Annotated in this window: 18 protein-coding genes; all 18 read right to left on the reverse strand. The window is 49.9% G+C overall.

Going from position 1 to position 20836, the window contains the following annotated elements:
• Positions 1 to 50: 50 nt before the first annotated feature.
• The 18 genes from hisF to DXB18_RS04705 all read right to left on the reverse strand — a co-directional run bounded on the left by hisF (position 51) and on the right by DXB18_RS04705 (position 20547).
• Positions 51 to 812, reverse strand: coding sequence for an imidazole glycerol phosphate synthase subunit HisF (gene hisF, locus DXB18_RS04620; RefSeq protein ID WP_118706267.1), 762 nt, complete (start codon positions 810 to 812; stop codon positions 51 to 53).
• A 25-nt stretch (positions 813 to 837) separates the two neighbouring features.
• On the reverse strand, positions 838 to 1443 hold the full coding sequence (gene hisH / locus DXB18_RS04625) for an imidazole glycerol phosphate synthase subunit HisH (protein ID WP_118706269.1): 606 nt from the start codon (positions 1441 to 1443) through the stop codon (positions 838 to 840).
• 39 nt (positions 1444 to 1482) lie between these two features.
• The gene (locus tag DXB18_RS04630) at positions 1483 to 2256 is read right to left on the reverse strand and encodes a hypothetical protein (protein WP_118706271.1); all 774 of its coding nucleotides are present in this window, start codon (positions 2254 to 2256) and stop codon (positions 1483 to 1485) included.
• 53 nt (positions 2257 to 2309) lie between these two features.
• Positions 2310 to 4232 (reverse strand): ABC-F family ATP-binding cassette domain-containing protein, encoded by a 1923-nt coding sequence (locus DXB18_RS04635; RefSeq protein WP_118541793.1) that lies wholly within the window; start codon positions 4230 to 4232, stop codon positions 2310 to 2312.
• A 76-nt stretch (positions 4233 to 4308) separates the two neighbouring features.
• Positions 4309 to 5322, reverse strand: coding sequence for an MBL fold metallo-hydrolase (locus DXB18_RS04640; protein WP_118706273.1), 1014 nt, complete (start codon positions 5320 to 5322; stop codon positions 4309 to 4311).
• 104 nt (positions 5323 to 5426) lie between these two features.
• Positions 5427 to 6449 (reverse strand): electron transfer flavoprotein subunit alpha/FixB family protein, encoded by a 1023-nt coding sequence (locus tag DXB18_RS04645; protein WP_118541789.1) that lies wholly within the window; start codon positions 6447 to 6449, stop codon positions 5427 to 5429.
• A gap of 29 nt (positions 6450 to 6478) precedes the next feature.
• The gene (etfB, locus tag DXB18_RS04650; RefSeq protein WP_118541787.1) at positions 6479 to 7276 is read right to left on the reverse strand and encodes an electron transfer flavoprotein subunit beta; all 798 of its coding nucleotides are present in this window, start codon (positions 7274 to 7276) and stop codon (positions 6479 to 6481) included.
• 20 nt (positions 7277 to 7296) lie between these two features.
• Complete coding sequence (locus DXB18_RS04655; protein ID WP_118541785.1) at positions 7297 to 8442, reverse strand: acyl-CoA dehydrogenase family protein; 1146 nt, start codon at positions 8440 to 8442, stop codon at positions 7297 to 7299.
• 61 nt (positions 8443 to 8503) lie between these two features.
• Entirely contained in the window at positions 8504 to 10126 is a 1623-nt protein-coding gene (locus DXB18_RS04660) for an AMP-binding protein (RefSeq protein WP_182430474.1), read from the reverse strand.
• A gap of 101 nt (positions 10127 to 10227) precedes the next feature.
• Complete coding sequence (locus tag DXB18_RS04665) at positions 10228 to 11469, reverse strand: CaiB/BaiF CoA-transferase family protein (RefSeq protein ID WP_118541781.1); 1242 nt, start codon at positions 11467 to 11469, stop codon at positions 10228 to 10230.
• A gap of 45 nt (positions 11470 to 11514) precedes the next feature.
• Positions 11515 to 12639: a hypothetical protein gene (locus DXB18_RS04670; RefSeq protein ID WP_118541779.1), complete on the reverse strand. Its 1125-nt coding sequence runs from the start codon at positions 12637 to 12639 to the stop codon at positions 11515 to 11517.
• Positions 12640 to 12766: 127 nt separating this feature from the next.
• On the reverse strand, positions 12767 to 13876 hold the full coding sequence (locus DXB18_RS04675) for a 2-hydroxyacyl-CoA dehydratase family protein (protein WP_118706277.1): 1110 nt from the start codon (positions 13874 to 13876) through the stop codon (positions 12767 to 12769).
• 2 nt (positions 13877 to 13878) lie between these two features.
• A complete protein-coding gene (locus DXB18_RS04680) occupies positions 13879 to 15114 on the reverse strand; it encodes a 2-hydroxyacyl-CoA dehydratase family protein (protein WP_118541775.1) in 1236 nt (411 codons plus the stop codon).
• Between the two features lie 138 nt (positions 15115 to 15252).
• The gene (locus DXB18_RS04685; protein WP_118530539.1) at positions 15253 to 16032 is read right to left on the reverse strand and encodes an acyl-CoA dehydratase activase; all 780 of its coding nucleotides are present in this window, start codon (positions 16030 to 16032) and stop codon (positions 15253 to 15255) included.
• Positions 16033 to 16465: 433 nt separating this feature from the next.
• Positions 16466 to 17167: a GntR family transcriptional regulator gene (locus tag DXB18_RS04690; RefSeq protein WP_118706279.1), complete on the reverse strand. Its 702-nt coding sequence runs from the start codon at positions 17165 to 17167 to the stop codon at positions 16466 to 16468.
• A gap of 293 nt (positions 17168 to 17460) precedes the next feature.
• Complete coding sequence (gene acrA, locus DXB18_RS04695; protein ID WP_118706281.1) at positions 17461 to 18570, reverse strand: acryloyl-CoA reductase electron transfer subunit beta; 1110 nt, start codon at positions 18568 to 18570, stop codon at positions 17461 to 17463.
• A 20-nt stretch (positions 18571 to 18590) separates the two neighbouring features.
• Positions 18591 to 19391 (reverse strand): acryloyl-CoA reductase electron transfer subunit gamma, encoded by an 801-nt coding sequence (gene acrB, locus DXB18_RS04700; RefSeq protein WP_118706283.1) that lies wholly within the window; start codon positions 19389 to 19391, stop codon positions 18591 to 18593.
• 13 nt (positions 19392 to 19404) lie between these two features.
• Entirely contained in the window at positions 19405 to 20547 is a 1143-nt protein-coding gene (locus tag DXB18_RS04705) for an acyl-CoA dehydrogenase family protein (protein ID WP_118541767.1), read from the reverse strand.
• Positions 20548 to 20836: the final 289 nt, after the last annotated feature.

The following is a 20836-nucleotide window of genomic DNA, read 5'->3' on the forward strand; positions in this document are numbered from 1 at the left end:
GCACTTTCTGACAACATCATTTTTTTCGTGCTGCTAAACGCGTTTCTTCCTTACAACCGCACGGAAATGCCCCGCTCCCGCAGGTATGCTTTCAGATCGCGGATTTCCAGTTCTTTATAATGGAACAGAGATGCAGCCAATGCCGCATCCGCTTTTCCTTTCGTCAGGGCATCATAAAAATGCTCTTTCGTTCCCGCACCGCCGGAAGCAATGACCGGAACCGAAACATGTTCCGCAATCAGGGAGGTCAGTTCATTATCGTAACCTGCCTTGGTTCCATCGCAGTCCATGCTGGTAAGCAGGATCTCGCCGGCTCCCAGGGAGTCTGCCTTCATGGCCCACTCGACCGCATCCAGGCCGGTGTCAATGCGTCCGCCGTTCTTGTATACATTCCAGCCGGAGCCATCTTCCCGCCGTCGCGCATCAATGGCCACGACTACACACTGACGGCCAAACTTGTCTGCTGCATCACTGATCAGCTCCGGCGTATTGATGGCAGAAGAATTGATGGAAATCTTATCCGCACCCTCACGGAGAAGGCGTCGGAAGTCCTCCACGGTGCGGATGCCTCCGCCCACAGTAAACGGAATAAACACGGTTTCTGCCACCCGGCGTACCATATCCACCACAGTCTCTCGCGCATCGGAAGATGCCGTAATATCCAGAAATACCAGTTCATCGGCACCGGCCTTATCATATGCTGCCGCAATCTCCACCGGATCACCTGCATCCCGCAGATTTACAAAATTAACACCTTTTACTACCCGGCCATTGTGAACATCCAGGCAGGGAATGATTCTCTTTGTAAACATATGCTCCTCCAAACTGCCCTATCCGCTACAGGCTGATGAAATTTTTCAAGATCTGAAGTCCCACCTCACTGCTCTTTTCCGGGTGGAACTGGCAGGCAAACACATTGCCCTGCTCTACTGCAGCATGAATATGAGTGCTGTACTCCGTGGTGGCCGCCACGATTTTTGGATCCTCTGCTTTTAAATAATAAGAATGTACAAAATATACATAGGCTCCATTGGAGATTCCCGCAAACAGCCTTGTATCCGGTTTTATCTCCAGGGAATTCCATCCCATATGCGGGATCTTCAGACACGGACTGTCCGGAATCTTTAAGATCTGGCCCTTTAAGATACCAAGTCCCTTCACTCCGTCGCTCTCATCACTGCGCTCAAATAACAGCTGCAGTCCAAGACAAATCCCAAGAAGCGGCGTACCGTTCTTGACTGCCTCCCGGATCACATCCACCAGGCCGTACTGGTGCAGGCGCTCCATGGCGTCTCCAAAGGCGCCCACGCCCGGCAGGATCAGCTTATCTGCAGCAAGAATGGCGTCTTTGTCTCTCGTCACAACCGGCTGCTCACCCAGAGCGATCAGCGCTTTTTCCACACTTCGAATATTTCCGGCATCGTAGTCAATTATCGCAATCATTGGTGTCCTCCATGCAGTTACTGGTTATCAGATTCTTTTTTATTCTACATTATAATCACTTTTTATCATCCAGTCTACTGAATTTTTATGCACTCCCCGTGCCCGGTCCTTCAGTTCTTCGGTTGTCTGCGGGAAGGTCTGGTTCACCCGCAAAAGCAACGAGTCCTGATGAAAAAATGCAGTCTTCTCGAACGGGAATCGGATCACGCCGGGATTTGCAAAGCCCACGCCCAGCTCCAGGATCACCAGATCCTTGCGGAAGGTTCCGGCCAGCCACTGGGTATAATGGTTCCACTGCGGGAGATACCCTTCCTCAATGTACGGATGCGCCTCGATCGTATTCCCGGTCAGCGGCGCACCGCAGTGCGGGCAGATACCGGACGGAATTTCATCCGGTTCCCAGATGTCTTTGGTGCATCCCGCAGAGCACTGTTTCCAGGTCTCGTTGCCGCAGGGCGCTACAATCCTCTGGATCCGTTTGTCCTTCGGCCTTTCCTGTACCGGGAACAGACGGTCCATAAGAACCTGGGTCTGCTCATCCGCTGCCGGGCAGGAGACCTCCTCCATCTGGATTTTTTCTGTCACCGCAGTCTCAGTCCCGCTTCCGAGCTTTGTGTCAAAAATCAGCGCGTCTGTGGCCATGGTGATGATAAAATAATCCTTATCCTTCACCAGCTCATACAGATTTGCATAAGCCGCCCGCAGCTGCGCCTCCTGCGCTTCATCACCGCGTTTCCATTTCCACTCCTCGCCCAGTCCGATCAAAAGCTTCTGACAGCCTGCAAGGCGCGCACGTATCATCTCTGTATCCATCCTGTATCCTCCTGAAATCTTCTGTTTTATCCTGCTGCTTTTTCTGCAGTCCCTCACACATTCAAATCTGTCTCACCGTGTACTTCTTCATACACCCCTAGCCATGCCATGCACTGTTCATGCCACCGTCTAAAGGCCTCATCCTGCCGGGCTTTCGCAGCTGCCACCGCGTCAGGAATTCCCTGTTCCAGCGTCCAGTATGCCTCCGACATTTTCCACTCAGCCAGCAGCCCACGGTACTCCGCCTCCAGCCGTCCATATTCCAGTTCCTCCGGCTCCAGCTTTTCGTAAACCAGCCGCAGCTTCCAGTCCGCATATGCTTCTTCCGTTGAGAATTCCCGAAGCCGGTGGCGCTCCGCCTTCGGCACAGTCCGCATCCCCTCTAAAAGAGCCGCGTCCTCTGCTTTCACCTGGGCAGAGAGTTCCTCGCCGTACGCCTCCGCCTTCTGCCTTTTTTCCAGATAATGCTCATACCCGAATGGGTAATACATCGGACCGGTCTCTTCAAAGATCAGCACGCTCTGTGCCACCTGGCGGATAAAATACCGGTCGTGGGATACAAACAGAATGGTTCCCTGATAAGCCTGAAAGGCCGATTCCAGTGTTTCCTTCGCCTGCACATCCATATGGTTGGTCGGCTCATCTAAGACCAGGAAATTTGGTCGGCTCTGCAAAAGCTCTGCCAGCACAAGCCTTGCCTTTTCGCCGCCGGATAAATCACTCACCCGCCGGGATGCCAGCTTGCCCGTGAACAGATACATCCCCAGGATATTTCTCACCTCTTTTTCCGTCAGAGCCGGGAACAGGTCGTGGAAATGCTCTGCCACAGACTTATCTGACTGAATTTCCGCAGAATGCTGGTCAAAATATCCGATGGTAATGTTATTCCCCAGCACACATCGTCGTTCGACCGATCTGTCCTTCTCCTGAAACGGCTGCAAAAGTCCGGCCACCGTCTTTAAAAATGTACTTTTTCCGGCTCCGTTGGCTCCCAGAATACCAAGCTTCTGCCCTCTCCGGATCCGCAGGGTAATCTCTAAAAGGGGCCGGTCATAACCGATTTTCAGATGCTCTGCCTCAAACACCCACTTGCTGCCCGGGATCAGCGGTTCGATATTGCCGGTAAACAGATGGACATCATCTTCCACCGGTTTTTCTACCCGCTCCATGCGCTCCAGCTGCTTTTTCTTGGCCCGCGCAAAGGAGGCCTTTGTCGGCTTGTGCCGGAACCGCTCGATCACGCCGTTTAACCGGTCTTCTTCCTCCTTCCGGCGTTCCCAGGCCTTTTGCTGCCGCTCGATCCGCTTTCGCTTTTCGGTGCGGTATTCGCTGTAATTGCCCGCGTACCGGGTCAGTTTTCCATCTGAAACCTCCACAACAGCCTCCGCTACCTGGTCCAGAAAGAAGCGGTCATGAGACACCAGCACCACTGCATGCTCATACCACTTCAGATACTGCTCCAGCCACTGAATCGTGGCAATATCCAGATGGTTGGTCGGCTCATCTAACAGTAAAATATCCGGTTTTTCCAGAAGCAGACGGATCAGCGCGATCTTCGTCTGCTCACCTCCGGAAAAATCTCCAATCTTTTTTTGCTTGTCAGCCCTTGCAAAGCCAAAGCCGGTAAAGATCCGGTCATACTCCTGCTCATATTCAAACCGTTCCCGCGCAAAGGTATCGCGAAACGGGCATGCCGCCAGAAGAATCTTCTCCACGGTCTGTTCCCGGTCCGAAAAAGCCTGCTGCTTTAACATTCCCACGGTCAGCCGACGAGAAGACGTCACACCTGCTCCCTGGCGCCTGTCGTCCCGGTCCAGAGAAAGCTCTCCTGCGATCAGCTTTAAAAGCGTGGTCTTTCCTGCGCCATTTCGCCCCACCAGGGCAATCTTTTCATTTCCCTTTATCTCAAAATCTACATGGGACAAAATCACATGTCCGCCCACCGAAACGGTACCATCCGTAATCTGATATAACATAAAAACCTCTTTTCTTTGTTACTGGTAACAGTGTAGCAAAAAAAAGAGGCTTTTAAAAGTTTTTTACCGGATCTTTTTATTTCTCAACAGGTTCATAATGCACGCCATGCTCCCCGCAGACCTCCCGGATCAGTCCTTCCTGTTTCAGATGGTCCAGATGCGCAAAGCATTCACCCAGGGCAAACCAGCGCTGGGCCGGCGGAAAATCATCCCAGCCATCACAGTGGATCTTCCATTTCATGCAGCCCGTAATATCATAAAGGCAGGGCTTCTTCACCGGATCATGCTGCAATTCACGGACAATTCTAAGACAGTCTGCCAGACGCTTCTTATGATGCTCCTTCAGCTGACGGATCCTGAGCTTCATATCCCCTGCTTCCCGGTGTCCCGGAAGCGTCAGGGTAACCGGATAGGCATCCAGCTTGTCCAGGCTCCTTAAATAATTGCCCAGGGAGTCCGGCACATCCCACCAGTCTGTGATATTGGGCGTAATGTCAAACAGCACATGATCCCCCAGAAGCATGGCACCGGTACCGCAGACTTCAAAGCAGAAATGCCCTGGTGTATGTCCCGGTGTCCAGATGGCCCTCAGTGTGTACCGCCCTGCTAAGATCATATCTCCTTCCTCCAGCAGCGTATAATCCCGGAAGGAGAGCGGCGCTGCCATGGTTCTGGACGGCGTACAGGCCAGCATCGCCTGCAAAAGTGATTCCTCAATTCCGTTTTCCCGGAACCGTTCCGAACGGTGCTCCTGCAATGTTCCGTCCATAAACCGGTAATCCTCCCGGCTGATATATACCCTTCCGCCCGGCCGGATCAGCTCCGGAGCATTTCCACTGTGATCTGCATGAAGATGTGTCAGCAGAATATCCGTATCCTCCATGGATACACCGAGCTGCCCCAGTCCCTTAAGGAGCGCTTTTTTGCAGCCTTCTGTCCGAAATCCGGTATCCACCAGCAGATTGCGCTGCTTCGTCTCCCTGCTGCCCCGGAACAGATAACTGTTTAACTCTTTGAGTGGATTGCCCTCCAGAGGCACCGGAATCCGGAACACCTCCGGCAGCACCTCCCTGATGTCATATCCCGTCATGTCTAAGTCCTCCTCTTTGCCTTAATTGAAAAAATTTCCTATCATACAAACAAAAGAGCGGGACACTTCTGCATCCCACTCTCTTATAAAGGTTCGTTTTATGATCAGTCTTTTGCTTCTGCCTTGTCCAGCTCCTCGATGATTGCCGGAATCACTTTATACAGATCACCTACAATGCCAACGTCTGCGATCTCGAAGATCGGTGCAGACTCGTTGGTGTTGATGGCAACGATCAGCTCAGAGTCCTGCATACCTGCTACGTGCTGGATTGCTCCGGAAATACCGCATGCAAAGTATACCTTCGGTTTTACGGTGGTACCGGTCTGTCCTACCTGGTAGGAATGATCGATCCAGCCTGCATCTACTGCTGCACGGGAAGCTGCTACTACGCCGCCCAGCTTATCTGCCAGCTGCTTTAATAAGTCAAAGCCCTCCGGCTTGCCAAGTCCCATACCGCCGGAAACGATGATCTTTGCGTCGGTCAGGGAAACCGTCTCTTTTAAGCTCTTAACGATCTCCAGAACCTTGGTACGGATCTCGCCTTCCTTAAAGGAAACGTTTAATTTTATAACCTCACCCTTACGGCCTGCCTGGTACTGTGCTTTCTCCATAACGCCAGGACGTACGGTAGACATCTGCGGTCTGTGATCCGGGCAGATAATCGTAGCCATTAAGTTTCCGCCGAATGCCGGACGGGTCTGCTGAATCTTCTTATCGGTCGGGTCGATCTCCAGCTTGGTGCAGTCTGCAGTCAGACCAGTGTTGCAGTTAACTGCCAGACACGGGCCAAGGTCACGTCCGATATGTGTTGCACCTAACAGAACGATCTCCGGTTTGTATTCCTCAATTGCCTTGCCAATGGTAATGCTGTAAGCGTCGGTACGGTAATCCTTTAATTCCGGATCATCTGCCAGATATACCTTATCTGCGCCATATGCAAACAGCTCATCGGTCAGTCCTCCTACGTTTTCGCCAAGAAGTACGGCACACAGCTCACATCCAACTGCGTCAGCCAGCTTGCGGCCCTCTCCGAGCAGCTCGATTACTACCGGCATGATCTTGCCTTCTCTCTGCTCTGCAAATACCCATACGCCTTTGTAGGCGCTTAAATCCTTTACGTCTGCCATTTCTTCGTACCCTTTCCTTTCACTTGTGCTTAGATGTAATGCTTCTCGACCAGTTTGCCTACAAGCTTTGCACCCATCTCCTGAATGCTGCCCTCAAGCATTTCGCCCTTGCCCTTCTGCGGCGGGGTGAAGGAACGGAATACACGGGTAGGAGAAGCTTTCAGTCCACAGTCTGCCGGATCCAGGTCAACTGCAACGTGATCCCATACGGTGATCTCTTTCTGGTAAGCATCTACGATACCGCCAATGCTCATGTATCTTGGGGTATTTAACTCTTTCACTGCAGTCAGCAGGCACGGCATGCCAACCTCGATGACCTCGTAGCCATCCTCAAGCTGTCTCTGTACGATAACCTTGTCGCCTTCTACTTTGTAATCCTGTACATAGGTAACAACCGGAACACCAAGTCTCTGGCCGATCTGCGGTCCAACCTGAGCGGTATCACCATCGATTGCCTGACGGCCAGCGAAGATGATGTCAACCTTGCCCAGCTCATTGACCTTGCGGATACCAGCTGCGATGGTGGTAGAGGTTGCGCAGGTATCTGCACCACCGAATACACGGTCGCTTAACAGATATGCTTCATCAGCGCCCATTGCCAGGCACTCACGCAGCATGTAGGTTGCCTGAGGCGGTCCCATGGTCAGGACTGCAACAGAGGTTCCCTCCGGGTCTTTGTCTTTTAACTGAAGTGCTGCCTCCAGCGCATTTGCGTCATCCGGGTTTAAGATACTCGGAACACCCTCACGGATCAGGGTTCCCTTAACCGGATCAATCTTTACTTCTGTGGTGTCTGGCACCTGTTTTACACATACTAAGATCTTCATTATGGTCTGCTCCCTCCTAATTACTTCAGTAATTTACCAGAAATTACCATCTGCTGTACCTGGCTGGTTCCTTCGTAGATCGTGAATACACGACAGTCACGGAACATACGCTCAATCTTGTAGTCCTTGATGAAGCCATATCCACCATGGATCTGAACGGTCTTTGCAGCGATCTCGTTGCAGACCTCAGATGCATAGAATTTTGCCATGGAAGCTGCCATGGAAGCATCCTGACCGTTATCGATCAGCCATGCAGTCTTGTAAACCAGGTTCTTGGCTGCCTCAAGCTTGGTTGCCATCTCAGCCAGCATAAATGCGATCGCCTGGAATTTTGCGATCGGACGGCCAAACTGCTTTCTCTCTTTTGCATACTTGATTGCTTCATCCAGACAGCCCTGTGCAACACCGATAGACTGTGCAGCAACGCCCATACGTCCGGTATCCAGAGTCTTCATTGCGTTAATGAAGCCCTTGCCTTCCTGACCAAGCAGGTTGTCTTTATGTACACGTACATTTTCCAGAATGATATCACTGGTTGCGCAGCCTACGACACCCATCTTTTTCTCCGGCTTACCACAGGATACACCCTCCTGCTTCATGTCTACGATAAATGCGGAAATACCCTTGGTTCCCATGCTCATGTCGGTCTTTGCGTATACAACCGCCCAGTCAGCCAGAGGCGCCATGGTGATAAAGGTCTTACGGCCATTCAGGACATAGTAGTCACCGTCTTTTACTGCAGTGGTCTGCATGCCGCCTGCGTCGGAACCTGCGCCCGGCTCAGTCAGCGCGAAGCAGACCTTCTTTTCGCCGGTTACGACCGGACGTAAATATTTCTCTTTCTGCTCAGCGTTTCCGGAAAGAAGGAACGGACCGCCGGAAAGGGAGTTCGGGGAAGAAACATAAATACTTGCAACACCGGATACTCTTGCGATCTCTTCCATTACGATAACGTAAGAACGCGCGTCTCCGCCCTGTCCACCGTACTGCTTCGGAACCTTGATTCCGAAGAAACCGGCTTTTGCCATCTTGTCGAGGATTTCCTCTGGGAAAACCTCCTCTTCCTCGACTTTGTCAAGAATTTCTTTTGTCAGCTCTGTCTCTGCAAATTCTCTTGCCAGTTTTCTGACCAGTTCATGCTGCTCTGTGAAAAATGCGTCTGCCATCTTGCTCTATTTCCTCCTTCATACATATTGGTATCTAAACCGGATTGCTCCGGCTGTATGCTTATTCTTGTGTGCCGCCAGCCGTCTCACGCTGTTTTGCGGCACGCTCCGCTGCTTCTTTTCGCAGCTCCTTTAATTCAATCTTGCCACTCGCGTTCATGGGGAATTTCTCAAACCAGAATACATAGGCCGGAACCTTATAATCTGCCAAATGCTGTTTTAAATAGGAAAGCATCCGTTCTTTATCGATCTGCACTCCCGGCTTCAAAATCACGCAGGCTGCAATTTCTTCCTGAAGAACCTGCGCCGGAACTCCTACTACCTTAACATCCGCCACCCCTTCATAACGGCGGATCATAAGCTCAATCTCCCTCGGAGAAATATTTTCTCCCGCACGGATGATCATCTCTTTGAGGCGTCCGGTAATATGAAGCTCACCCGTTTCGTCGAAGTAGCCGATATCTCCGGTCCTCAGCCATCCATCCTCTGTGAAGACTTTGGCATTGGCCTGCGGCAGATGATAATACCCCAGCATGACATTATAGCCCTGAACCTGAATTTCTCCGGCCTTCCCCGGTGCTGCTTCTTTCCCGGTTGCAAGATCTGCGATACGTGCCTTCACATGTTCGATCACATGTCCGGCCGATACCGCCTTGATTTCATTTGGATCATCCCAGTCTGCAATGGCAATACATGGTGATGTTTCTGTCTGTCCGTAAGACGGCTGCAGATGCATCTGCGGAAACCGTCTGCAGATTTCCAGAAAATCCTCCGGGGTACACGGGGAGCCTGCGATGATGCCGGATTTCAGATCTGGTGCCTGACGTCCCGCGTACTGCGGTTTGCGGATCAATGCAAGAAACATGCTCGGAACACCGTTTAAGATCGTACATTTGTACTGATCAATGGCGTCCCACACATGGGCTGTCCGAAAATACGGGATCAGGCACATAGCCATGCCTCCTGTGATACACGCAATCACGCCGGCAGTGATGCCGAAGCAATGAAACAGTGGAACGGTTATGCACATCTTATCCGTAACGCCCCAGTGCATTGCCTCCACCATGGCACGGCTGTTGTTGATCAGCTGCTCATGGCTCAGCAGGATCCCCTTTGGAAGGGATGTGGTGCCGGACGTAAAGATCATGCAGGCCGCGTCCTCCGGCTGTACCTGGCTTTTCAGCTCCTGTACACGGGCCAGAAGTTCCGGTGACTTTTCCCGGCGGCCGAAGCTGTCCGGGCTCATCCAGGTTCCTGCTTCCTTTTCATCCAGATGAAGGAAGCGCTTTACCCTCGGCGTATCCTTCCGGATATCCGCGATCACATCATCATAGACAATATCCTTGCAGCCAGTGCCGCAGAACACATATTCCACATCGGAGTAATTCAGGATTCCCTTCAGTTCTTCATCCCGGTAACAGGTATTGATCAGCACCGGAACGGCACCAATCTTCACCAGCGCCAGAAAGGTAAATACCCAGTTCGGACTGTTGACACTCCAGATTCCCACATGGGTTCCCCGTGTGACTCCCATATCGTCCAGTCTGCCTGCCATAAGATCTGATGTCTCATCCAGCTGGGCGAAGCTACAGCTCCAGCCAAACATTTCCATAGCGGTGTGATCTCCGATCACGGCTGCCTGTTCCTTCAGATACTGCCCGATTGTTTTTTTCGTCAATTCCATGTTCTCTCCAACTTGTATACAAGTCATTGCCGCATAGAGGGCTGCGTGGCTTCTGCGCCTGCGCAGCCCTGCTTCCTTACTACAATGCTAAGGAACACTCATTATGCTTTTTTCGGATCTTCCCAGATATAAAGAGTTCCGTTTGCTTTCAGTGCATCAATCTGCTCATCATTATAACCGATTTCCTTCAGAACATCAACACCCTGCTCACCGATTAACGGTCCACGTCTGTAATCCGGAACACCCATATTTTCAAACTTAACAGGTGTACGAACCAGTCTTCTGGTATTGCCATTAGAATAGGTCATATCGTAGAAGCAGTGATTTGCTTCTGCCTGCTTATCGTTACGGATCTCGATCCAGTTCTGGCACAGTGCGAACGGAATATCTGCTGCAGTCAGGATTTCTCTCCATTCTGCTGCGGTCTTCTTTTCGAAAGCTTCCATAACAATATCATAAACTTCCGTAGTCAGACCCTTTTCCTGACAGGTCAGGATCGGGAAGTAATTCTCATTCTCTACCAGATCCTCACGGCCTACTGCTGCAATGAACTTCTTGTAATAGGTGTTGTAATCCGGCATACAGGTCTGAATATAACGGTCATCTGCGGTATGCCATGCGGAGTTGAACGGGTTAGCACCATTGCGGATGTTGATCGGATACTGCTGTGCAATACCTTCATAGTTGGATGCCTGAACCATCATGCCCATGTTGTATACAGCACTCTCAAACAGGGAAGTCTCAACCTTCTCACCGACACCTTTGGTCTTTGCCTGATATAATGCAGCCAGAATACCTGCTACCAGGTTCATACCTACGTTGTGGTCACCGACACCAGGTGCACCGTTGAACGGGACATCGCTTCTCTGACGCAGAGTCTCAAAGTATCCGCCTCTTGCGAAGAATGCGGTAAAGTCAAATCCCGGAAGATCCTTATCCGGACCATACTCACCATAACCAGTACAGATTGCATAAACCAGCTTCGGATATCTTTCCTTTAAGGTTTCATAGTCAAGACCAGCTCTCTGAAGAGCCTGTACGCGCCAGTTGGTGATCAGGACATCTGCGGAATCCAGCAGCTTGAAGAATGCCTCCTTGCCCTCCGGAGTTTTCATGTTCAGGGAGATACATCTCTTATTACCATTCTCCAGATCCCAGGTTGTATTCTCATACATATCTAACGGACGTCCCTCAGACGGAGCGGTATATCTTAACGGATCACCCTTTGCGGACTCAATTTTAATAACATCTGCTCCAAGGTCAGCCATAAATCTGCCTGCGGTTGCCGCAGCGATAAAGGTTGCCAGCTCAATAACTTTTACACCTTCCAATGGTTTGCTCATTTTATGTTACACTCCTTTTTGAAAAATATAATGTTCCTAACAGATTCAGTCTTTGGTATCGAACTTGGTAGCTGCCATATGTACCAGATATGGGATCATGATAACCGGAATGGTTAAATAGCCCAGGTACTTGTAGCCTACTGCCACGATCTTATTCAGACCCAGCTGAGCAATACCGAATGCTACTACGGTACAGATCAGGGTAACAGCAATAACCTTTGCGCCCGGTTTTGCAGTCGGATCAAAGTTTTTGTCCAGAGAAGAACATACACGGTTGGACATACCGGCGATCATGTTTACTGCAGTAGATACAGAACCAAGTACGATCAGGATGGAAATGATCGGGCGAAGGACGCCCGGTGCCACACCTCTGTTTACCAGGATCAGCAGCGGAATGCTCTCGGTTGCGAAGTTCGGATCATTTGCGATTGCCATCAGACCAACAACAGCCATCAGGCAAATCAGAACGTTTACGAAAAATCCCTGAACCATAGAGGTCTTCGCGTCATCCGGAGATGCGAACGGTTTTGCGTGCTGTACTAACAGACCGATGGATGCCAGCTGGAAGGCTGCATATACGAAGCCGATCCACAGTGCCTTGCCAAACGGTGCCGGATTTGCCATGCTCGCGGAAATGTTTGCGGAAATATCACCCCACTGTGCGATGATATTCGGAATATAAACGATCAACAGTCCCGCAACAATCAGTACCGATAAAGTAGCAGCCACTTTACGTACTACGTTGGTGCCATATACAGCTACCGCAAAAATAAAGATTCCTACAAAGATCGTTCCAACCCAGTGATTAATGCCAAATGCACTTTCCATAGTGCTGACACCGGTTGCGAATGCTGCTGCCGGAGCTACGCATATCGTCACAATATATACCAGCTCATACAGATTGGAAAAAATCGGCGCATACTTGCCATAAAAACTGTTATTGAAGCTTCTGTAATCATAAACCTCATGCTTCTTTGCATATCTCAGTGCATACCACTGGAAAAATGCACCCAGAAATTGAGTCATAATGCAGGTTACGAATGCCCAGATTCCGAACTGTACGAAATACTGACGAAGCTGGTTGCCTGATGCAAAACCGCCGCCGAACTGTGTCGTAAACCACACAAATGCAACACCTACTGTTACGGACATTTTGTCTTTACTAATCATAATGCCATCCCCCTATTTTTTTCTGCAGATCCTGTTCTATGAAAGGCTTCCCGCCTGACATAGTTCCCACAGTTTCTTTTATATCGCAAAGCGGACGATTCCGGCCCGCCTCTCGATCAACATTTTGTTACAGCATTTCCTTGAACGCCTGGATCATGGTGGCTGCCTGCTCGTAGTTTACCATCTGGCGGTCAACCTCGATATTTAAGTTCAGGAGACCTGCCTGCTCGCATGCTCTCTTGATCGGAACGTAATCAAACTCCTCCGGATCACAGAACTTGGTCATCAGAACGATGATGCCCTTTGCGTCATGGGCCTTTGCCTGCTCAATGATATAATCCACACGTTTCTTTTCCTTATCATAAAGGAGTGTGCAGTTGTCCATGTTTGCGAATTTTTGTGCCAGTGCGTCTACCGGATTCATCATTTCCGGGGTATCGGTACGATACTGTCTGGTCTCGTTCGCAACATCATCTGCAACAATCTGGATGCCGTTGTCGTCGAAAATCTTTAACATGCCAGGAGCATCTGCCAGAATGCCGCTTACCAGAACACGGGCTGTGCGGGTGCTCTTCGGACCGGCTAAGAGCTCAGCAGTCAGTTCTTTTACAATTGCGGTATGCTCTTCCGGAAGCATGAACCATGCGCTCTTGAATACATCGCTTCTCTCAGCTGCGGTGATATCTGCATTTGCTGCTGCCTCAGAGAATGCTCTCATAGCTGCGTTGTGCTCGTTGTATACTTTAATGGACTCAGACAGCGCGAATTCGGAGAAGTGTGCTCCGGTTGCAACGGTCAGGTCATTGATGACTCTCTCATAACCGGCCTTGGTGAACTTGATGCCGAAATCCGGTTTCCGGTTCTGCGGATAGGTCATCGGGATGAACGGGATATCCTTTACTGCGTATTTCCAGTTCTGGCCCAGAGTCTTTAAGGAGTCACACAGAGACGGGATGATGATAGCAGAAATGCCCTTATACTCGCCCTTGATTCCCAGCTCCAGGATTGTCTGCATGATAGAGCAGATAAATGCCGGATAATATTTCTTTGCCTCGTTGATCTCCATGTCTGCGCCCCAGACACCCATCGGTACCAGGCCCATGGAATGAACGATCTCCTGCGGTGTATAATAGGTTACTGCAACGACCTTCTTACCTTCAGCCAGATATTTGTCCAGCTGTTTTCTTGGATTTGCAGCAACTTCATGAAGCTGTGCTAATAATTCCTTTGCTGCCATCTCTATTTCCCTCCTTTGTTTGCTTCCATGATCTCTGTCAGACCCTGTACGCGGGTATCGTACTGTGCCTCAGAGAAGTTTCTCGGATCAGCCTGGTCGCCATCGAAGGAAACAACCGGGATGCCGCATGCCTCGCCGATCTGACGGCTCATCTCCGGCATGAATCCGGACCACAGCTTGCAGGAGCGGTTGGTATGTACTAACAGACCTTCTACATGGTTATCCTTGCAGAGCTTGATGCGTTTGTCTCTGGAATGCTCAAGGTTCATGGCATTCGGAACGTTTGCGTATGCACGGCACATTCCGTCAAAGTCATCGTAGATGAAGCCGAATGCGTCAGCATAAATGGTGGTTACCATGTTGATGCCTCTGCCCTTTAAGCCGGTAGAGGTAACACGCAGCCACGGCCAGCATGCAATACCTTCGAACATGATACGGTATTTCTCTTCTGCGCGGAAAGTGGAAGTGCCCTTTTCATGGTTCTCTTTGTACTCTTTTAACAGGGTTTCCATAGCGTCGCCTGCCTCTTCTTTACCACGTGCGGTAACCATAACTGCCATGTGGTTTAACAGGTCAAATCCGTTAAACGGAGATGGAACATATTTTGCCTGGGAGGTTGCCTCGATCCATGCGCGGCTTGCGCGTCCGGAGGAAGCCATAACCTCTTTGAAGCGCTCATCGCTCCATTTCTTGCCGGTATACGCTTCCAGACCATGGATAACATCCCAGAACTGAGCCTTGATGTACTCGGTCTCCGCATCGGATACCTCGTAATCCGGGTTGAACGGAATATCGATCATGAACATTGGGATGTTCAGCTCTTTTGCCAGGTTTTCGTACCATTTGATCATACAGTTACAGATGTTGTTACAGCAAAGTACGAAGTCCGGCATCGGCATATCCTGCTCCGGAGCGGATTTCAGTTTTGCATAAGCAAGGGAGATACGTGCATATGCGCAGATATCGTTGGAGTAGCCCTCGCCCTCTGCCTCATTACACATTCTCTCACCGCCGCCTCTTGCTGCAATGCCGGCTGCCTGGTTTTCCGGGTAGCAGACATACAGTCCGAGCGTCTCCGGGATTTCTACCGGGAAGTTGCTGGCACACCAGCCAACCATCTCTCCGCGTTTTTTGGCCTCCATCGCATCACTGTAAGCCTTTGCCGCGATCTGGCCCAGCTTAAACTTTGCTGAGTTCGGATCTGGTGCTGGTCTGCTCTTTTTTACTTCTTCAGCCATTGTGAAAAACCTCCTTTATACATTTTCATTTCCTAAACTTAAATAGGTTCTGGCCGTCCGCACGTCACTTGCGGCGTCTGTCCGGTCTGTATCAGCTCGCGTCCTCCGCAAAGGAACACGGTAAGCTTTCTGTTTGATCTATGACTGGCTGCTCTTTCCGTATGCGTAAATTGCTGCGCCGAGAGCTCCAAGTTCCTGTGCCCGCTTGTCGTAGTAGATTTCCACGCCAAGCTCCTTTGCCATGGCATTGCGGACACCGCCGTTCTGCGCCACGCCGCCGCTCATGCAGACCTCCTCGCGGATGCCTACACGCTTTGCCAGAGATGCAACCCTGGTTGCCACAGACTGGCAGATACCTGCTACCAGATCCGGGATATCAGTTCCGGATGCCAGCTGGGAAATTACCTCGGACTCTGCGAATACCGTGCAGGTGCTGGAGATGCTTGCCGGCTTTACTGCTTTTGCGGCTTCGGTTTCCAGCTGGGAAATATCAAGCTTCAGGATATTTGCCATAACATCCAGGAATCTGCCGGTTCCTGCCGCGCATTTGTCATTCATAACAAAGTTAATCATGCGTCCCTCTTCATTCAGAGAAAGAACCTTGGCATCCTGGCCTCCTATATCGATTACTGTTCTTGCGCCCGGACAAACATAGTGGACACCCAGCGCATGACAGGTCAGCTCACTGACCTGATAATCTGCCCCATCATAGGTCTGGCGTCCGTATCCGGTTGCCACGGTGCATGCCATATCTGCCTGCGTAAGACCGCTTTCTTTCATTACATTTTCCAGTGCCTTGCTGACTCCGTCTGTTCCGACGGTAGCTACCACAATGGAGGAGGCCACGATTTCGCTTCCATCCTTCAGGATTACTGCCTTGGATGTAGTAGAGCCAATATCAATTCCCAGTGTATACATAACTGACACCTCTTCAAAATTTTTAACTGTTATTTCTATGTTTCTTTGCAGTTGTTAAAAATTAAACAAGTTTGAGCAAATAAAAACGGCGTCTTGCTTGTGTTTCACACTTTGGTATTCTAGTATACAAGATAAACGCCAAAAAAATTTGTTGTACGATTCCTCAATATCGCCAACAAACAGCTCAACTCATGACCTTATACTATCAAATTTATCAATGAATGTAAATAGTTTCTTTGTATTTTTTGTGTTTTTCACCGGAATTTTATTTGCACACCATTTCTTTTGTTTCTTTCAGTTTACATAAATCCAGTATTTTTTGTTTATTTTTAAACACTCTCGTTTCCGGGGCAACTGTCTGAAAAGCAAAGAAAAAGACGGAACTATGCGCTTCTTTGCATATTCCGTCTCTTCCTTTCTATAACAGATCGGATCAACCATTTCTGAAATAGGTCGGATACTTGGCCGTAGCCCTGTCCGCAATGGCTGTGATCGTTTCCAGATGCCTTCCCATGCATTCCTGAGCTTTCTGGATGTTCCCTTCCACAATAGCCTCAACTATCTTTTTGTGTTCCTCGATCAGCTGCGGCACACGATTATCGAAAGCCACATCAAAGTTGCGCCAGCGCGCGAGGTGCAGCATCAGGCTATCCAACATGCACATCATGGCGCTGCGTCCTACACTGTCGATCATAATCTTATGGAATTCGGCATCCAGATCCGGAAAACGACCAAAGTAATCGGCCTCATCCCTGTATTTCTCCTGTTCCTTCAGATTCGCTTCCAGCCGCTTCAGCATCTGGCTGCGCTCTGCTTCGCCCAGTTCGGTAAAAATCTCATAGAGGACTTCCTTTTCCACCGCTGTACGCAATGTCAGAAGATCCGCGATATGGCTTAAATCCATAAGACTGACATAGGTACCCCGCTGCGGATAAATCTCAATAAAGCCAAGCTGCTTAAGACGCGTAAATACAGTGCGGATGACCGAGCGGGACACTCCGTACTCCGCAGACATCTGATTCTCGCTGATCAGCTGTCCAGGCTCCAGGCGCAGCTGGATGATCCGGTTCAGCATCTGTTCAAAAATTTCATCTGACGTATTCGGATGACTCTCACCAAATTTCGCATAAATCATACTTACTTCTCCCCGCTGCTTTCATTTTTTACCATTCTACGTCAGAATTTTGCTGCTGTCAACCGCAGGGCAAATATAGGACGGAACGAATAAAGGTCTGGAAGAGAACGAGACCGCCTTCCTCTATTTTCACATATCGTTGTTTGCTTGCTCTCACAACACGCGTTCGCCTGCATCGGATTACATACGCTGCATTCGTACACGTGTGTTCAAGATGCAAACACCTGATATGCTGAAAATCCCGGAAAGCGGGCTCATTCACTTCGGACCTTATTAGCTATTCATTTAAATTTTTACTTGGCTTCTTTTGCTGCCCGGATTTCCTCGATCATGTGCGGAACAACCTCAAACAGGTCTCCTACAATGCCGTAATCCGCGCACTCAAAGATCGGAGCGGTCTCATTGCTGTCCACTGCGATGATGATCTCAGAATCCTGCATGCCTGCCTTATGCTGAATGGCGCCGGAGATACCAAGTGCAACATAGATACGAGGATGTACGGTCTTACCGGTCTGTCCTACCTGATGGTCAGAAGACAGCCAGCCTGCATCGGTAACTGCACGGGATGCGCCTACAACGCCGCCGCCCAGAGCCTCTGCCAGTTCTTCTGCCAGTGCGATACCTTTCTCCGGATCCTTGCTGATACCGCGGCCTACGCTGACAACGATATCTGCACCGATTAAGTCAACCAGCTTCTTGGTTTCCTTAACAACTTCCAGAACCTTGGTTCTTAAATCTGCATCGGTTAAGGAGAACTGAGCCATCTCGATCTCGCATGCATCCGCCTTAGCCTGATCAAACTCTGCTTTCTTCATAACGCCCGGACGTACAGTGGACATGCACGGACGGAAGCGCGGGCAGATGATGGTAGCCATCAGATGACCGCCGAATGCCGGACGGGTCATCTTTAAGTTGGTATCATCCATTTTGAATTTAACTTTTTCCAGATCGATGGTGGAAGACTCTTTTAAGAACTGCACATAGCGGTCCATATCGATGTCGAGGTGGGTTGCATCTGCAGTCAGACCAGTGTGAAGTCTTGCAGCAACACGCGGTCCAAGGTCACGTCCGATGTTGGATGCGCCGATTAACAGAACTTCCGGTTTCTTTTCCATAACCACGTCGCACAGCACTTTGCTGTATGCATCGGTGGTGTAAACAGCCAGGTTTTTATCTGCGCATACGATGACTTTGTCTGCGCCGTATCCGCCAAGCTCTTTTGCGGTATTCTCGATTCCCTCGCCGCCAAGTAAGATACCTACCAGCTTGGAACCTCTCTCGTCTGCCAGCTTTCTACCTTCGCTGATCAGTTCGAAGTCAGTATTCATCAGCTTGCCGTCACGCTGCTCACAGAATACCCAGATATCACTGAATTCATTAATCTCAGCACTATTATAAGACATATTCTTTTTCCTCCCTGTTCCTAGATTGCGTGTTTCTTTGCAAGCAGACTTGCAAGCTCTTTAGCAGCTTCTGCAGCAGTACCGCCAAGAATCTGTCCTGCGCCCTTCTGCGGCGGGGTAAAGGAACGGAATACGTTGGTCGGTGAACCTTTCAGTCCGATGGTGGTCGGATCGATGAGCGGCTCGTCTTTTAATGCATTGTAGTCCAGAACAGTCAGAGGCTTATCCCAGCACTCCAGAATGCCCTTTACGGTCATGTAACGAACTTCATTTAACTCTTTTACGCAGGTGATCAGGCAAGGAGTCTGAACCTGAACGGTCATGTAACCATCCTCAAGCAGACGTTTTACATTCAGGGAGTTGCCCTCTTTCTTGATGTCTGCTGCGTAGGTAACCTGCGGAATGTTTAATTTTTCTGCGATCTGCGGACCAACCTGTGCGGTATCGCCATCGATTGCCTGACGTCCGCAGAAGATCACATCTTCCGGTCCAACACCCAGGTTGTGCAGTGCGCCTGCGATGATCTGGGAAGTTGCGAACGTATCGGATCCACCGAACTCACGACCGGAGATCAGGACTGCGTCATCTGCGCCCATAGCGATCAGCTCTCTTAACATGCCCTCTGCTGGCGGCGGTCCCATGGTAACTACGGTTACCTGACAACCGGTAGCATCCTTTAATTCCAGAGCTGCCTCCGTAGCAGCCAGGTCATCCGGGTTGATGATGGTCTGCATGGATGCACGATCCAGGGTTCCATCTGCTTTTACAGCAACTTTTCCGGAAGTATCCGGAACCTGTTTTACACATACAAAAATTCTCATTCTAAGCTTCCTCCTACTTTAACAGACTTCTGGAAATAACGATCTGCTGTACCTGGCTGGTTCCTTCATACAGAGTCATAACGCGTGCATCGCGGTACAGACGCTCTACTTTGTACTCTTTGATGAAACCATAACCACCGTGGATCTGGATTGCCTTGCCTGCTACGCGGTTTGCCATCTCAGATGCGTAATATTTTGCCATGGAGCACATAACGGAGGCATTCTTGTCACCTGCGTCCTTTGCCATAGCGGTGTTGTAGATCAGGCAGCGTGCTGCTTCGATCTCAGTTGCCATATCAGCCAGCATGAAGCTGATGCCCTGATTGTAGGAAATCGGTTTGCCGAACTGTTTTCTCTCTTTTGCATAGTTGGTAGCTTCTTCCAGACAAGCCTGTGCAAGACCCAGGGACTGAGCTGCAACACCAAGACGGCCGCCGTCCAGAGTGGACATTGCAACGCCGTAACCTTTGTCTAACGGGCCTACCAGATCGCTCTTATGTACGCGTACATTCTCTAATACGATATCACTGGTCGGATATCCGTTGATACCCATCTTAGCTTCCGGCTTACCACAGGAAACGCCCGGCAGCTTCATATCTACTACGAAAATGGAAATGCCTCTTGCGCCCTTTAATGCCGGATTGGTTTTTGCGAATACAACTGCATAATCAGCGATCGGTGCACCGGAGATGAAGCACTTACGGCCGTTTAATACATAGTAATCACCATCTTCCACAGCTCTTGTGGTCATGCTTCCTGCATCGGAACCTGCACCCGGCTCAGTCAGTGCGAATACGATGTGTTTCTCACCTTTTGCAACCGGAACCAGATATTTCTGCAGCTGCTCTTCATTGCCGCATGCAAGCAGCGGACCGCCACCTAAGGAGTTCGGGGTGTTTGCATAAATTGCAAGTACCGGGCAAACACGTGAGAATTCCTCGTTCATCAGAACGTATGCCAGGCTGTCTCCACCCTGACCGCCGTATTTGGTCGGGATCTTAACACCGGAGAAGCCGTATTTTGCCATCTTCTTCCAGATTTCCTCGTTGAATCCACCTTCTTTATCCAGCTGTTCCTGAATCTCGGTTGTGAACTCAGTCTCCGCGAAATTGCGGAAGTTCTTTCTCATTAATTCATACTTCGCAGAAAGAATCATTGTTTGCCTCCTTTTAATTATACGGAATGAAATTTCCGTGTTTTTACGTTTCACGTCTGATTCCGACAAGATTCTTCGTAATCCGGCGCGTTTGTTATTTCTTTAACACCTGTGTTGATTATAACACATCCTTAACAACATGTAAACATAGACATGTTGTTTTGTGATCGTTTTTGCTAATTTGTACGAAATCAAAATGATTATTTTGTGCACTTCATACAGTGTCCGGCATTCTATTCTTCAAGCTGCCCGCTTTGACATGGCATCCAGGTAAATTACCCGGACTGTT

The organism is Clostridium sp. OM02-18AC, from assembly GCF_003481825.1.
Classification (GTDB): domain Bacteria; phylum Bacillota; class Clostridia; order Lachnospirales; family Lachnospiraceae; genus Brotaphodocola.